This window comes from Alistipes sp. DJF_B185 (genome assembly GCF_964250025.1).
In the GTDB taxonomy this organism is placed as follows: domain Bacteria; phylum Bacteroidota; class Bacteroidia; order Bacteroidales; family Rikenellaceae; genus Alistipes; species Alistipes finegoldii.
Genome location: NZ_CAXUDY010000001.1, coordinates 593,168 through 607,495, shown reverse-complemented (window position 1 = coordinate 607,495; position 14,328 = coordinate 593,168). Strand labels below are relative to the sequence as shown.

At 61.9% G+C, this 14,328-nt stretch carries 10 protein-coding genes; 5 read left to right on the top strand and 5 right to left on the bottom strand.

The window, feature by feature from the left end:
• Positions 1-11: 11 nt before the first annotated feature.
• Together ilvC and asnB are read left to right on the top strand one after the other, a co-directional pair.
• A complete protein-coding gene (gene ilvC / locus ACESTR_RS02735) occupies positions 12-1,058 on the top strand; it encodes a ketol-acid reductoisomerase (protein WP_014775328.1) in 1,047 nt (348 codons plus the stop codon).
• A gap of 150 nt (positions 1,059-1,208) precedes the next feature.
• A complete protein-coding gene (gene asnB / locus ACESTR_RS02730; RefSeq protein WP_009598448.1) occupies positions 1,209-2,882 on the top strand; it encodes an asparagine synthase B in 1,674 nt (557 codons plus the stop codon).
• 182 nt (positions 2,883-3,064) lie between these two features.
• On the opposite strand, the gene galE is transcribed toward asnB, so the two are convergent.
• Both galE and ACESTR_RS02720 read right to left on the bottom strand, forming a co-directional pair.
• Entirely contained in the window at positions 3,065-4,093 is a 1,029-nt protein-coding gene (gene galE, locus ACESTR_RS02725; RefSeq protein ID WP_014775330.1) for a UDP-glucose 4-epimerase GalE, read from the bottom strand.
• A gap of 243 nt (positions 4,094-4,336) precedes the next feature.
• The gene (locus ACESTR_RS02720; protein ID WP_302575780.1) at positions 4,337-5,989 is read right to left on the bottom strand and encodes an alkaline phosphatase; all 1,653 of its coding nucleotides are present in this window, start codon (positions 5,987-5,989) and stop codon (positions 4,337-4,339) included.
• Between the two features lie 398 nt (positions 5,990-6,387).
• Between ACESTR_RS02720 and kbl the strand changes: the two genes are divergently transcribed.
• From kbl to ACESTR_RS02705, 3 genes are all read left to right on the top strand, one after another.
• Positions 6,388-7,575: a glycine C-acetyltransferase gene (gene kbl / locus ACESTR_RS02715; RefSeq protein ID WP_009598459.1), complete on the top strand. Its 1,188-nt coding sequence runs from the start codon at positions 6,388-6,390 to the stop codon at positions 7,573-7,575.
• Positions 7,576-7,588: 13 nt separating this feature from the next.
• The gene (locus tag ACESTR_RS02710; protein ID WP_009598456.1) at positions 7,589-8,062 is read left to right on the top strand and encodes an Lrp/AsnC family transcriptional regulator; all 474 of its coding nucleotides are present in this window, start codon (positions 7,589-7,591) and stop codon (positions 8,060-8,062) included.
• Positions 8,063-8,353: 291 nt separating this feature from the next.
• Positions 8,354-8,836 (top strand): hypothetical protein, encoded by a 483-nt coding sequence (locus tag ACESTR_RS02705; protein WP_373178768.1) that lies wholly within the window; start codon positions 8,354-8,356, stop codon positions 8,834-8,836.
• Between the two features lie 14 nt (positions 8,837-8,850).
• Here the strand turns inward: ACESTR_RS02705 and ACESTR_RS02700 are convergent, their stop codons facing one another.
• The 3 genes from ACESTR_RS02700 to ACESTR_RS02690 form a co-directional block, all read right to left on the bottom strand.
• A complete protein-coding gene (locus ACESTR_RS02700; protein ID WP_270390892.1) occupies positions 8,851-10,191 on the bottom strand; it encodes a sigma-54-dependent transcriptional regulator in 1,341 nt (446 codons plus the stop codon).
• 2 nt (positions 10,192-10,193) lie between these two features.
• Positions 10,194-12,791: a hybrid sensor histidine kinase/response regulator gene (locus ACESTR_RS02695; protein WP_009598439.1), complete on the bottom strand. Its 2,598-nt coding sequence runs from the start codon at positions 12,789-12,791 to the stop codon at positions 10,194-10,196.
• 209 nt (positions 12,792-13,000) lie between these two features.
• Positions 13,001-14,320, bottom strand: a complete 1,320-nt coding sequence (locus ACESTR_RS02690; RefSeq protein WP_278433781.1) for an ABC transporter permease — start codon at positions 14,318-14,320, stop codon at positions 13,001-13,003.
• Positions 14,321-14,328: the final 8 nt, after the last annotated feature.

The window sequence follows — 14,328 nt, the reverse complement described above, 5'->3', positions numbered from 1 at the left end:
TCATACTAATTATGGCAAAGATCAATTTCGGCGGAGTCGAAGAAAATGTTGTTACGCGCGAGGAGTTCCCCTTGGAGAAGGCCCGCGAAGTCCTGAAAAACGAAACCATCGCCGTCATCGGCTACGGCGTGCAGGGTCCGGGGCAGTCGCTCAACCTCAGGGACAACGGCCTGAACGTCATCGTCGGCCAGCGCGAGGGCAGCAAGAGCTGGGAGAAGGCCGTCGCCGACGGCTGGGAGCCGGGCAAGACGCTCTTCGGCATCGAAGAGGCCGCCGAGCGCGCGACGATCATCCAGTACCTGCTGTCCGACGCGGGTCAGATCGCCGTATGGCCCACCATCGAAAAACACCTCACGCCGGGCAAGGCGCTCTACTTCTCGCACGGCTTCGGCATCACCTACAAGGAACGCACGGGTATCGTGCCCCCGGCCGACGTGGACGTGATCCTGATCGCCCCCAAAGGTTCGGGCACCTCGCTGCGGCGCATGTTCCTGCAGGGCCGGGGACTCAATTCGAGCTATGCGGTCTTCCAAGACGCCACGGGCCGCGCCTTCGAGCGCGTGGTGGCGCTGGGCATCGGCGTAGGTTCGGGCTACCTGTTCGAAACCGACTTCAAACGCGAGGTCTACTCCGACCTGACGGGCGAGCGCGGCACGCTGATGGGCGCCATTCAGGGCATTTTCGCCGCCCAGTACGAGACGCTTCGCGCCAACGGCCACACCCCCTCGGAAGCCTTCAACGAGACGGTCGAGGAGCTGACGCAGTCGCTCATGCCGCTGGTCGCCGAGAACGGCATGGACTGGATGTACGCCAACTGCTCGACCACGGCCCAGCGCGGCGCGCTGGATTGGTGGAAACGTTTCCGCGACGCCACGAAACCCGTCTTCGAGGAGCTTTACCGCGAAGTCGCCGCCGGCAACGAGGCCCAGCGTTCGATCGACCTCAACAGCAAGCCCGACTACCGCGAGAAGCTCGACGAAGAGCTGCGCCAGATGCGTGAGAGCGAGATGTGGCAGACCGGCGCCGTGGTGCGCAAGCTGCGCCCCGAAAACAACTGACGCAATGCGGGCGACGCCGGGGAGGTGCGGCACAAAGTACGTCCCCGGCATCGGCCCGCCCGCCGGCGGCGCACGCCCGGCTTATCCTATTGACAAACCCCGGAACCGCCTATTCCAAGGGAGGGTTCCATGACAACAAACGAACAGAAAATGTGTGGATTCGTAGGACTGTTTGACATCCGGCAGAAATCGGATGCGCTGCGCACGCAGGTGCTGAAAATGTCGAAAAATATCCGCCACCGGGGACCCGACTGGTCGGGCGTCTACTGCGGCGAACGGGCGATTCTCTCCCACGAGCGGCTTTCGATCGTCGATCCCCAGTCGGGCGGACAGCCCCTTTTCAGCCGCGACGGGAAACTGGTGCTGGCTGTCAACGGCGAGATATACAACCATCGGGAAATCCGCGACGAGCTGGCCGGGGAGTACGATTTCCGGACAGGCTCGGACTGCGAGGTGATCCTGCCACTTTACCAAAAAATGGGCGTCGGACTGCTCGAAAAGATCAGCGGCATCTTCGCTTTCGCGCTGTACGACATCGAAAACGACGAATACCTGATCGCCCGCGATCCGATCGGCGTCATCCCGCTCTACATCGGCTGGGACCGCGACGAGCAGTTCTACGTGGCCTCGGAGCTGAAAGCCCTCGAAGGGGTCTGCACCACGATCCAGCCCTTCCTGCCGGGCCACTACTGGTCGAGCAAAGAGGGAAAAATGGTCCGCTGGTACGACCGCGACTGGTTCGAATACGACGCCGTGAAAGAGACCGGCGCCGACATTCCGGCCCTGCGCGCCGCCCTCGAAGCGGCCGTCAAGCGGCAGCTGATGTCCGACGTGCCCTACGGCGTGCTGCTGTCGGGAGGTCTCGACTCGTCGATCATCTCGGCCGTGGCGCGGAAATTCGCCGACCGGCGCGTCGAATCGCACGACCGCGACCGGGCGTGGTGGCCCCGGCTCCACTCCTTCGCCATCGGACTCGAAGGCTCCCCCGACCTCGCGGCGGCCCGCAAGGTGGCCGACCGGATCGGCACCGTGCACCACGAAATCCACTATACCATTCAGGAGGGTCTGGACGCCTTGCGCGACGTGATCTACTTCATCGAGACGTACGACGTGACCACCGTGCGGGCGTCTACGCCGATGTACCTGCTGGCACGTGTCATCAAATCCATGGGCATCAAGATGGTGCTTTCGGGCGAGGGCGCCGACGAGGTCTTCGGCGGCTACCTCTATTTCCACAAGGCCCCGAACGCCCGCGCATTCCACGAGGAGACCGTGCGCAAGGTCGGCAAGCTCCACCTCTACGACTGCCTGCGGGCCAACAAATCGCTCTCCGCATGGGGCGTCGAGGGACGCGTGCCGTTCCTCGACAAGGAGTTTCTGGACGTGGCCATGCGCATCAATCCCGAAGCGAAGATGGCCAAGGACGGACGCATCGAAAAGTGGATTCTGCGCAAGGCTTTCGAGGAGCTGCTTCCCGAAGAGATCGTCTGGCGGCAGAAGGAGCAGTTCTCCGACGGCGTGGGCTACGGCTGGATCGACACCCTGAAACGAATCACCTCCGAAGCGGTCTCCGACCGCGAAATGGAACACGCCGCCGAGCGGTTCCCGATCAATCCGCCCCGCAACAAGGAGGAGTACTATTACCGCACGATCTTCGAAGAGCACTTCCCGTCGCAGACCGCGGCCCAATGCGTTCCTTCGGTGCCCTCCGTGGCGTGCAGCACCGCCGAGGCGCTGGCTTGGGACGCGGCCTTCCGCGACAGGAACGACCCGTCGGGCCGCGCCGTGCTGGGCGTCCACAACACCGACCTGACGCACAGTTAGCACCGCATACGCTTAAAACACTTCACCGACCGAACCTTCCGAAAACTTCAGCATGTTTTAAGCAGAGGGAGGCCCCGGAATCCGGGGCCTCCCTAAATTTATCCGAAAGCACGCTTGCGAAGCTCTCCCCGGCAGCTTTCGCCGCCGAAACGCAGCGCCGCGGTCCGGCACGCCGGAGGCGGTTATTCGATGCCGCGGATATGCTTCTCCCATTTCCACGCCGCAGCCAGCGTCTGGTCGAGCGAACGTTCGGCCTTCCAACCCAGTTCGTCGTTGGCATACGACGGATCGGCCCAGATCGCCACGATGTCGCCCGCACGGCGGCCCACGATCTTGTAGTTGAGTTTCAGGTTGTTCACCTCTTCGAACTTACGCACCAGTTCGAGCACCGAAACGCCGCGTCCCGTGCCGATGTTGAAGATTTCGTACTTCTCCCTGTTCTTGCCCTCGATCATGCGCGCGATCGCCGTCACATGGGCTTTGGCGAGGTCCACCACGTCGATATAGTCGCGGATGTTCGAGCCGTCGGGCGTCGGATAGTCGTCGCCGAAGACCGAAAGGCATTCGCGGAGTCCGGCGGCCGTCTGCGTGATGTAGGGGACCAGATTCTGCGGCACGCCGCGCGGCAGTTCGCCGATCAGGGCCGAAGGATGCGCGCCGATGGGGTTGAAATAGCGCAGGGCGATGCCCTTCATGCCCTCGTAGGCCGCCAGCGAATCGCGCAGGATGTCCTCGCACATCTGCTTGGTGTTGCCGTAGGGCGAGGTCGCAGGCTTGCGGGGCGTCTGCTCCGTCACGGGCAGCTTGTCGGCCTCGCCGTAAACCGTACACGACGACGAGAAGACGATGTTGTGACGTCCGAACTCACGCATGAGGTCGATGACGTTCATAAACGAAACGAGGTTGTTGCGGTAGTATTCCAGCGGCTTGCCGACCGACTCGCCCACGGCCTTCGACGCCGCGAAATGAATCACCGAGTCGAAGTCGTACTTTTCGAACACTTTGCGAAAAGCGTCGCGGTCGCAGCAGTCCGCCTTTTCGAACGGCACTTCGACGCCCGTGATCCTGCGGACTCCCTCGACGGCGTCCATGTCGCTGTTCGAAAGATTATCGACGATCACCACGTCGTAACCGGCGCCTATCAGTTCCACGGCGGTATGCGAACCGATATAACCGGCGCCGCCGCTGACCAAAACACACGATTTTTTCATAAGTTGAGGTTTTTATTTGAGTCACAAATATAACAAGAAAAAGCGGTTATCCCTCAAAACCGCCCGAAATCCTGAACCTCCGCCCCGAAAAAACCCGCTCCGGGACTTCTCACCGAAGTCCGGAGCGGGCCGTATAAATCCGGAAGGGGTCCCGAAAGTCGCCGGAAGAGTTTGCCGGACGCCGCCCAAATGTGTGCCGGACACCGTCCCAATGCGCGCCGACCGCCGGAAGAGTTTGCCGGGTCAGAATTTTTCGCCCAGCTCGCGCGGCAGGTAGAACGTGTCGTTGCGGTCGATATAGACCACAGCCGAGCGCAGTTTCAGGGGCTTGCCGTCGAGGTAGGCGACCGAACCGTTGGCCGGCACGCGCAGCGTACGGCGCCCCTTGCGGACCGTCAGGCAGGGCATCTGCCCTTCGGCCGCCGAAATCGAGCACTTCGCGCCGCGGAACACCTCGGTATGCGGTGCGAACAGTTCGCCGGTCAATTCAGCCAACGGACGCTCCAAACCGAGCAGGTCGGCCATGTAGGCATGGATCTCCGTATTGGTATTGCGCCCCACGGGCAGGTCGCCCTCCGGGTGGTAAGCCGCCAGAAAGACGTCTTCGGCGGTATGGCTGCCGCTGAGAAACCCGAAATGGGTGCGGGAGGTCACGATGCGGGCGATGCTCGACACCATGTTCACGCTGTTGGCGACCTTCATGTAGTCGGCCTCGGTATAATTGCGCGAACTCCGGAGCAGGGCCAATTCATCGTCCGTAAGCTCGATGCCCGTGTATTCGCGGAACAGGGGCCGGATCTGTTCCGGCCGCGCCTTGAGCAGTATTTTTTCCAGCCCCGAAGCCGTGCGGCGCACCTTCGAGATATTCATATAGGCCGAATCGAGTCCCTTGGAGGCGTAATCCTTATAGGCCCCGTCGCCGAAACTCAGCCCCGAAGTGCCGTGGTCGGGCATGATGACAACGGCCGTCCGCCCGTCGCGGCGGGCGAAATCGAGCGCCACGCCCACGGCCTTGTCGAAGGCCAGCATCTCGGTAATCACCCCCACGGGGTCCTTGGCATGCGCCGCCATATCGACGCGGCTGCCCTCAACCATCAGGAAAAAGCCGTTTTCATGCCTGTCCAGCACCTCCAGCGCCTTGGCCGTCATCTCGGCCAGCGACGGCTGTTCGGCATCGTTCCGGTCGAGGTCGTAACTCATGTTCCCCTGCGCGAAGAGCGACCACACGGGGCCTTTGCCGTCGTAAGCGCGGAACGCCGCGGCATCCTGCTCGATAAGCGTCGCGCCGCTGCCGCGCAGATACGCCCGCATGGCGTCCGTGACCTGCTTCCGGCCGCCGCCGAACATCACGTCCAAGTCGTTGGCCGCCATCTGCGCCGCCAGCGCGGGATAGGCGTGGCGGGAGTAGTGGTGCGAAGCGCAGGCGGCGGGCGTCGCATGGCAGAAATCGACCGTCACGACGAGTCCCGCAGCCTTTCCCCGGTCGTGCTTGGCCGCTTCGAGCAGCGTCGCCAGCGGCTGACAGGCCCGTCCGGATTCGACCTCGACGATATCCTGCACGGGATTGGCCGCCGGATAGACCGAAACGTTGCCCGCCTGCTGGGGCATGCCCGTCATGTAGGCCGACATGGCAGGGGCCGAGCAGGGGATCGGCGAATCGGACGAGAACGTCCCGACTAGCCCGCAAAGGCAGGAATCGAGGTTGAGCGTCCGCTGCGAAGGGTCGTTGTAGAATTTATACCAGCGCGCCGCGGCGAGGACGCTCGTAGAGGTTCCGTCGGGAATCATCACGATGACGTTGCGCACCGGGGCGACGGGTTTGCGGTAGAAGGGCTGCGCCCCGGCCGCCAGCGCGGCGAAGAGCAGAAGCAGCAGAATTGCACTTTTTTTCATCATAATCCATTGCGGTTTTTACGGGCGTTGCACCGGAGGGCGAACGACGGCAAAGGTGTCTCGCATCGTTGGAATCGGCCTGTCGGGCAAAAACGGTAGTAAAGGTACGAAAAAACAAGAGAACGGGAAAGAATACGAAAAAAATAAGCAAATCCGGACCCGAAAATCGCCGGGAGTACGGGAGATCCGCCGCACAAAAAAACCTCGGCCCCGCCGCACGGAAGGAGTGAACCGAGGGGCTGCGCAGGCCCGGCGGAGGCCGCAAGACGAAGCGGACTAACAATTCGTAACCCCAATCGTGAAAAAGAGCGCGGAAGAATGTCTGTTTTCAGAAATTAATCGTATATTTGCTAACAGATTGACACCTCCCGCACCGGAAATTCATCAAACCATAAACGGATATGTACGGAAAAATCAAAGAACATCTGCAGCAGGAACTTGCCGAAATCAAGGCTGCAGGGCTCTACAAGAGCGAACGGGTCATCGAATCGCCGCAGCGCGCGGAGATCGAAGTTGCAGGTCGTAAGGTACTTAATTTCTGCGCCAACAACTACCTCGGACTTTCGGACAACCCGCGGCTGATCGAAGCCGCGAAACGGGCCATGGACAACCGCGGCTACGGCATGTCGTCGGTGCGTTTCATCTGCGGCTGTCAGGACATCCACAAACAGCTCGAAAAAGCCATAGCCGACTACTTCGGCACCGAGGACACGATCCTCTATGCCGCCTGCTTCGACGCCAACGGAGGCGTCTTCGAGCCGATTTTCGGTCAGGAGGACGCCATTATCTCCGACTCGCTGAACCATGCGTCGATCATCGACGGCGTGCGTTTGTGCAAGGCCGTGCGCTACCGCTACGCCAACGCCGACATGGCCGAGCTGGAGGAGTGTCTCAAGCAAGCGCAGGCGCAGCGTTTCCGCATCATCTGCACCGACGGGGTCTTCTCGATGGACGGCAATGCCGCGCCGCTGGACAAGATCTGCGCGCTGGCCGAGAAATACGACGCACTGGTGATGGTGGACGAGTGCCACTCGGCGGGCGTGCTGGGCAAAACCGGCCGCGGCATCACCGAACTCTACGACCTGCGCGGTCAGGTGGACATCCTCACCGGCACGCTCGGCAAAGCCTTCGGCGGCGCCGTAGGCGGCTTCACGACGGGCCGCAGGGAGATTATCGAGATGCTCCGCCAGCGTTCGCGCCCCTACCTCTTCTCCAACTCGCTGCCCCCTGCCGTCGTCGGCGCCGGAATCGAAATGTTCCGCATGCTGGGCGAAAGCAACGAACTGCACGACCGTCTGGTGGCCAACGTGGAGCACTTCCGCGAAGGCATGATGGCCGCAGGTTTCGACATCAAACCCACGCAGTCGGCCATCTGCGCCGTGATGCTCTACGACGCCAAGCTGTCGCAGGACTTCGCCGCCCGGTTGCAGGACGAAGGGGTTTTCGTGACGGGCTTCTACTATCCGGTCGTGCCGAAGGGTCAGGCCCGCATCCGCGTGCAGGTCTCCGCAGGCCACACGACCGAACAGCTCGACCGCTGCATCGCCGCCTTCATCAAGGTCGGCAAAGAATTGAATGTCATCAAATAAAACCCTCAAGCCTATGCCGAAAACATCCTTAGACGCGATCGACCGCAAAATCCTCAAATACCTGATCAAGAACGCCCGCATGCCCTTTCTTGAGATCGCCCGCGAATGCGGCATCTCAGGCGCCGCGATCCATCAGCGCATCCGCAAGCTCGACGATTCGGGCGTGATTCTGGGCAGCCGGCTGATCGTCGATCCCAAAATGATGGGCTTCGACGTCTGCGCCCACATCAGCATCACGCTCAAGGACCCGCAGCTGCTCAAGCAAACCGTGGAACAGCTCAAGGAGATTCCCGAAATCGTGGAGGCGCACTTCATCACCGGTTCGGGCAATATCCTCGTGAAGCTCTACTGCGTGGACAACGAGCACCTCATGCGCACGATTTTCGACGGCATCCTGCGCATTCAGGGCGTCTCCTCGACCGAGACCCAGATCTCGCTGCAGGAAGCGTTCCAGCGGCAGGTGAACATCGATTTTATCGAGGAATAGCATCCGGCGGAGAATCATCCGCCCTCCCCGCACGACGGAGACCCGATGGGGTCTCCGTTTTTTCATGCCTGCGAGGGAAAGGGTGCAACCCGATTCGTTATCATATCCCGGAAAAACCCGCCGGGCCCTGATTTTCCGGACCTGCCGGGCACCAGAACCACAAAAAGCCGACATCCTGCAATATACCCCGAAAACCGCCCGCCCCCGGCCAAACGCCGAACATGCCGGCACAAAAGGAAAGCGCCCCGCCTGAAAACAGGCGGGGCACCCCGGCAAACAATTGTTTAACTGATGATTATCCCGGAAGCCTATTCGGCGGACGAAGCCGGTGCTTCCGATGCGGAGGAGGAGTTACCCTCACTTGACCCTTCACTCTCAACCTTACTCTCCTCCTTTGCGGATTCTCCGGCAGTCGAATCCGTCTTTGCCGCATCGTCAGCCGCCGATTTCTCCTGCGTGTCGGCAGCCGGAGCCGCAGCTTCGGTCGCCTCTCTCTTTTCGGGCTGCTGGGCGCAAGCCATCGCTCCGCCAGCCATCAGCAGCAAAGCTGCCATCGTTACAATTGTCTTTTTCATCGCTTTTAAAATTAAAAGGTTCCTTTTCACTTCTTCGGTTCGGATATGTCTCGCCAACCGTTCTGATAAAATGGAGTTCAAGCGGCGTGCCATCCGGATAAAAAACGGCAAACCGCTGATAGACAGCGGTCGGCAAGGCACGCCGGAATCGTCCGGAGTGTGGAAAGGTGTGGAATCGCGCTACAAAGTGTGGAAATAATCCACACCCGGCGGCTATTCGATGCCGTAAAGATGCAACTTGTTGTAGAGGGTCTTGCGGTCGATGCCGAGCAGTTTGGCTGCCTGCGACTTGTTGCCCCCGGCCATCGCCAGCGCGCGCCGGATCTGCTCCTCCTCGCCGGCCGGATTGCGCAGCGGCACCGCAGGAGTTTCGGGGGCCTCGGACAACTCGGCGGGCAGTTCGCGGCAGGTGATGTAATCCCCCGTGCAGAGCAGCGTCGCGGACATCACCGCGTTCTTCATCTGCCGCAGGTTTCCGGGCCAGTCGTAGCGGGTCATGGCCGCGGCGGCCTGCGGATCGAAGCCCACGATCCGCTTGTCCAGCTCCCGGTTCGCCGCATCGAGAAAGAAGTCGGCGAAAAGCATGATGTCCCCGCGCATCTGCCGCAGTTCGGGCATGCGGAGCGTGAATTCGTTGATGCGGTGATAGAGATCGGCGCGGAACGCACCGCGCGCGATGGCGGCTTCGAGGTCCTCGTTCGTCGCGGCGATCAGCCGGATATCGACCGGAATTTCGCGGCTGCCTCCCACGGGACGGATGCGCCGCTCCTGCAGGGCGCGGAGCAGCTGCACCTGCGTTTCATAGGTCAGGTTGCCGACCTCGTCCAAAAAGAGCGTGCCGCCGTTCGCGGCTTCGAAGGCGCCCGTCTTGTCGCCCACGGCTCCCGTAAACGAACCCTTGACGTGGCCGAAAAACTCAGAGGCGGCCAGTTCGCGCCCAATCGCGCCGCAGTCCACGGCTACGAAAGGCTTTCCGGCGCGCCTGCTTTCGCGGTGAATCAGCTGGGCCACATGCTCCTTGCCCGTGCCGCTGGCGCCGGTCACCAGCACCGACATGTTGGTCGGCGCAACGAGCCGGACATATTCGTAAAGCCGCTGCGCGGCATCGCTGCGGCCCTCGATGTAATTGGGACGCTCCTCCCGCGGTTTCTTCGCCGAAGCGGCGGGAACGGGAGGCTTCTCACTGCCGGCAGCCGGGACGTCGAGCGCTTCGCGGATCTTTTTCAGCAGTTCGTCGGGATTGACCGGCTTGGCCACGTAATCCCGCGCGCCCAGCTTCATGCAGCGCACGGCGTTCTGTATCTCGGCGTAGCTCGTCATCACGATCACCGGAATCTCCATATGCTGCCCGGACATCCACTGCAGCAGGGCAATGCCGTCCTCGTCGGGCAGGCGCATATCGCTCAGCACGAGCGAGAATCCGCCCTCCGCGAGCGCCGTACGGGCCGCCGCGACGCTCGCCGCCGTCTCGGTCCGGAAGCCCTTTTTCGAGAGCCACGTCTTGAGCATCAGGGCGAAGGTGATATCGTCGTCTATGATTAAAATCCGTTCCATACTCAGGGCAAAGATACCTTTTTTTGCGCTTCCGCGACAATCGCGCGGATATTTTCCGCCGCCGCGCCGATCTCGCCGCGCAGGGCGTCGGTCAGCGGCCCCTCCCAGCTCTCGGCCGTGCGCAGCGTCGCAGCGACTCCGGCCGCCCCCAGCATCGTGAAGATCGGCAGCATCTTGTGCGCCACGGCTTTCAGCGCGGCGACGTCGCCGCTTTCGAGCGCCCGTTCGAGCAGCCGGCAATTCGCGGCGCTCTGTTCGGCGAAGGATTCCAGAATCCCGCGCGCCGCTTCCGCATCGTCGCCCGCATAGGCCGTCAGGGGGCCGAAATTCACACCGCCCTCCGAAACCTCCGGCGCATTGTCCGCCGCACCGTCCGCTCCCCTCTTGCCGACATGCCTCCCCGCACTGACGGGTTCTCCCGCGCCGACGACAATTCCCGCAGCGCCGCTCTTCTCCGCGCCTTCCGCATCCTCTGCGCTTCGGGCCTTTCCCGCGCCGCAAACGGCGTCCAGCACGGCAATCAGCTCGTTGGCCGTAAACGGCTTGCGCAGGCACCCCGCGAAGCCGCGGTCCGAGAAATCCCCGGCTTCCAACTCCCCGCGTGCCGAAACCGCCACCACGGGAAGCGCGGGATTCACGCCGCGCACCGCCGCAAGGACGCTGAAACCGTCGGCCGACGGCATCTGTATATCGGTCAGCACCACGTCGAAGCCGCCGTCCGCGACCAGTTTCGCGGCATATTCGGGGTACTGACAGCACTCGGCTCCGACACCCGCCTGACGGCACATCGCGGCGGTCATTTCGAGCTGCAGAGGATCGTCGTCGATCAGCAGCGCCTTCACGCCGCCACGCACCGCCGGCACGCACGCTTCCGCAGGCCGCAGTTTGCGGCCCTCTCCGCCCGAAACGGGTCCCACCGGGATCGAAACGATGAATTTGCTCCCTTCGCCCAAACGGCTTTCGAGCGATATGGTCCCCTTCAGCAGTTTCACGAGCCGATCGACGATCGACAGCCCCAGTCCGAATCCATCGACGCCCTGCGCCGAGCGCAGACGCACGAATTCCTGAAAAATCCGCTCCTTCTCTTCGCGTCCGATGCCGCGTCCCGTATCGCGGACCGAGAAGACGAGCCGGCCCTGCACCACATCGACACGGATCGTCACCGAGCCTTCGTCAGTAAATTTCAGCGCGTTGGAGATCAGGTTGTCGGCGATCTGCCGGATACGGAACGGATCGCCCGCCACCTCGCGCCCGGCCGCCGGTTCGACGTCGAGCGTCAGCCCGATGCCCTTCGCCCCGGCCTGCGCCGCAAATCCGGCGCGGATCGTTTCGAACAGCTGCGCCGGGCAGAACGCGACCTTATCGACGTCCACCTTGTTGATATCGAGGCGGTAGAAGTCCAGCAGGCTGTTCACCAGCGCCAGCAGATGTTCCGACGACTCCTTCATGTTATGCAGGTACAGCTCCTCGCGCTTGTCGCCGGTCAGGCGCGAAAGCAGGTCGATATAGCCCATCACCGAACCCAGCGGCGCCTTGATGTCGTGCGTGATGGCCAGCATCAGCTTCTCGCGCGCCGCCAGCAGCGCTTCGTTGTCGCGGTTGGCCCGCTCCAGCGCCCGCCGGTAGCGGTTGCTGCGGTTGATGTCGCGCCACAGGATGCCGACGAACAGCAGCATGAGCACCACGGCCGCGACGGCGATCACGCCCAGCGTCAGCGACGAACGGCGGCGGATGGCCTCCGTCTGCTCGAAGCGGTTCATCAGAAAAGCCGTATCCTCGGCTTCGAAATCCATGATAAGGCGGTATATCTTCGTGTTCACCAGCTCGTTGCTGTACCGCAGGCGCATCCCTTCGTTCCACGCCCGGTCGTAGATGCCGATGCGGTCGCTGGTCACCCGGTCCTGCAGCGTCCGCAGCACCACCGCGATCGTATCCTTCACCTCCGGCGCAGGCAGCGAATCCACGACCCGTTCGTGACGGGAAATGATCATCCCGGCCTCCTCCTTCGGCGGGCTGAACAGGTCGGCGAAGCGGCGGAAGAACTTGCGCTTGCGCCGCGGGACGGTCACCGTATCCTGCACGACCACGCGCGAAGCGACGGTGTCCGCCGCCCGTACGACGACGCTGTCCCCGTGCGCCGCGCTGTCCGCCGGACCGATCAGCTCGCGGATATTCTTGTCCAGCAGGCTGGACGTGGCGGCCGAACGGATCGTCCGCCGCAGGCTCATCGTCCGCCGCTCCTTGTCGGCCAAAAGACGCACGATGCTGTCCAGACGCATCGTCTGCAGCGAATCCTCCGCAGCGGTCAGCCCCCGCAGCGAGTCGATCAGGCCGCGCACGGTGCGCAGTTCGCGTTTGTAGCGGGACTCGTAGGACTGGTATCCGGCGATCATCAGCTGGCCGTAACTCTCGGCCTGATAAAGATGGTAGAGCGCCTGTCCCGCGACGCTGCGTTTGGTATGGAGCAGGGAATAGCTGCCGTCGGGAGTCGAAAAACGCACCACCGTCCGGTAGACATAGCCTACCGAAAGGACGCAGACCGCGATCAGGATCGCATATCCCGCGAAAATCTTGGTTTTGACGAATTTCGACTCTTTCATGCCTTCAAAGACAAAGGATGCGGAGCGACATTCGGCGGAAATCTACGTTTGCACACTCCCCGATCGCCGGACCCTTCCGGACAAAGATACGAAAAACCCGCGAATCCGGAATCTCTTTCGTTCCCGGATCGCAAATCCGTCCCGCCCCGAAAACAGACCGGGCCGTACGACATCGTACGGCCCGGTATTTTCAGCGATCGCGGTGCGGACTAATACTTATACCGAATCCACTTGTAAAGTTCCTTGAACGTCGGCTTTTTGCCGTACATGAAGATTCCCACGCGGTAGATCTTGGCCGCCAGCCACACCATCGCGGTAAACGAGGCGTAAAGGATCGCCAGCGAAAGAATCACCTCCCAGAGGGGAATGCCGTACGGAATACGCGCCATCATCACCACGGGCGAGGTGAAGGGGATCATCGAGAACCAGAAGGCCATCTGTGAATTGGGGTCGTTGATGACGGTTATCATCACCAGCAGGGCGAGGATGATCGGAATGGTGATCGGCGTCTGCAGCTGCTGGGCGTCCTGAATGCTGTCCACAGCCGAACCCACGGCGGCGAACATCGCCGAGTAGAAAAGGTATCCGCCGAAGACGAACAGCAGCAGGTAGGCGAAGATACGGAGGATATAGCCGAAATCGGTCACGGCGGCCATCACCTGCAGCATCTCCGGATTCATGTCTATCGACGCCGCGGCGTCGGGAACCCCTTGCTGCATGGCCTGCACCCCGGCCAGCACGTCGGCCGGCATCATGTGCACCGCCGCGGCCGCGCCGACGGCGCAGAGCACGCCCCAGATCAGCACCTGCACCACGGCCACCGAAGCCACGCCGAGTATCTTGCCCAGCATCAGGTCGAAGGGCCGCACCGACGACACCATCACCTCCAGCACGCGGCTGTTCTTCTCTTCGATGACCGACTGCATGACCATCGACCCGTAAATGAGCAGGAACATGTAGAGGATCATGCCCAGCACGAAGCCGACGCCGGTGGCGATGACCGACGACTTGGCCTGCGACTCCTCCTCCTGCGACTCGTCGTTGCGGAAGGTCTGCATGCCGACCGTGGTCTTCACCTCCTGCAGAATCTGCGAGAGGTTCTCGATATTGTACGACTTGAGTTTTTCGGCCTCGATGATCTCTTCGAGCTGCCCCGTGATATTGCTCTCGACCGTCAGCGACGACGACGAATTGACGTAAAGCTTCACGTTGTTGGGGTTGGTGAGGATGTCCGAGCCGATATAGAGCACGCCGAACTTGTCGGTCAGCTCCTTGCGGGCCGCTTCGGTCGAGAGGTCCGTAGTCTGGAAGACCAGCTCTTCGCCGCTTTGCAGCTGCGGGGCGATCAACCCGCTATCGTCGATGACGGCGATCTGCTTCTCGTCGCCGCGCGAATACTTCATGATGAGCATCGGGGCGAACATCAGGCCGATCATCAGCAGGGGCATGAGCAGCGTGGTGATGATGAAGGATTTTTTGCGGACGCGCTCGTTGAATTCGCGCCCTATGATAATGCTGACTTGTGACATGATCGTAT

What these genes read in the sequence shown, in the direction of transcription:
- ilvC (WP_014775328.1), top strand. Translation starts at nt 12, where the DNA reads ATGGCAAAGATCAATTTCGGCGGAGTCGAAGAAAATGTTGTTACGCGC.
- asnB (WP_009598448.1), top strand. Translation starts at nt 1,209, where the DNA reads ATGTGTGGATTCGTAGGACTGTTTGACATCCGGCAGAAATCGGATGCG.
- galE (WP_014775330.1), bottom strand. Translation starts at nt 4,093, where the DNA reads ATGAAAAAATCGTGTGTTTTGGTCAGCGGCGGCGCCGGTTATATCGGT.
- ACESTR_RS02720 (WP_302575780.1), bottom strand. Translation starts at nt 5,989, where the DNA reads ATGATGAAAAAAAGTGCAATTCTGCTGCTTCTGCTCTTCGCCGCGCTG.
- kbl (WP_009598459.1), top strand. Translation starts at nt 6,388, where the DNA reads ATGTACGGAAAAATCAAAGAACATCTGCAGCAGGAACTTGCCGAAATC.
- ACESTR_RS02710 (WP_009598456.1), top strand. Translation starts at nt 7,589, where the DNA reads ATGCCGAAAACATCCTTAGACGCGATCGACCGCAAAATCCTCAAATAC.
- ACESTR_RS02705 (WP_373178768.1), top strand. Translation starts at nt 8,354, where the DNA reads ATGATTATCCCGGAAGCCTATTCGGCGGACGAAGCCGGTGCTTCCGAT.
- ACESTR_RS02700 (WP_270390892.1), bottom strand. Translation starts at nt 10,191, where the DNA reads ATGGAACGGATTTTAATCATAGACGACGATATCACCTTCGCCCTGATG.
- ACESTR_RS02695 (WP_009598439.1), bottom strand. Translation starts at nt 12,791, where the DNA reads ATGAAAGAGTCGAAATTCGTCAAAACCAAGATTTTCGCGGGATATGCG.
- ACESTR_RS02690 (WP_278433781.1), bottom strand. Translation starts at nt 14,320, where the DNA reads ATGTCACAAGTCAGCATTATCATAGGGCGCGAATTCAACGAGCGCGTC.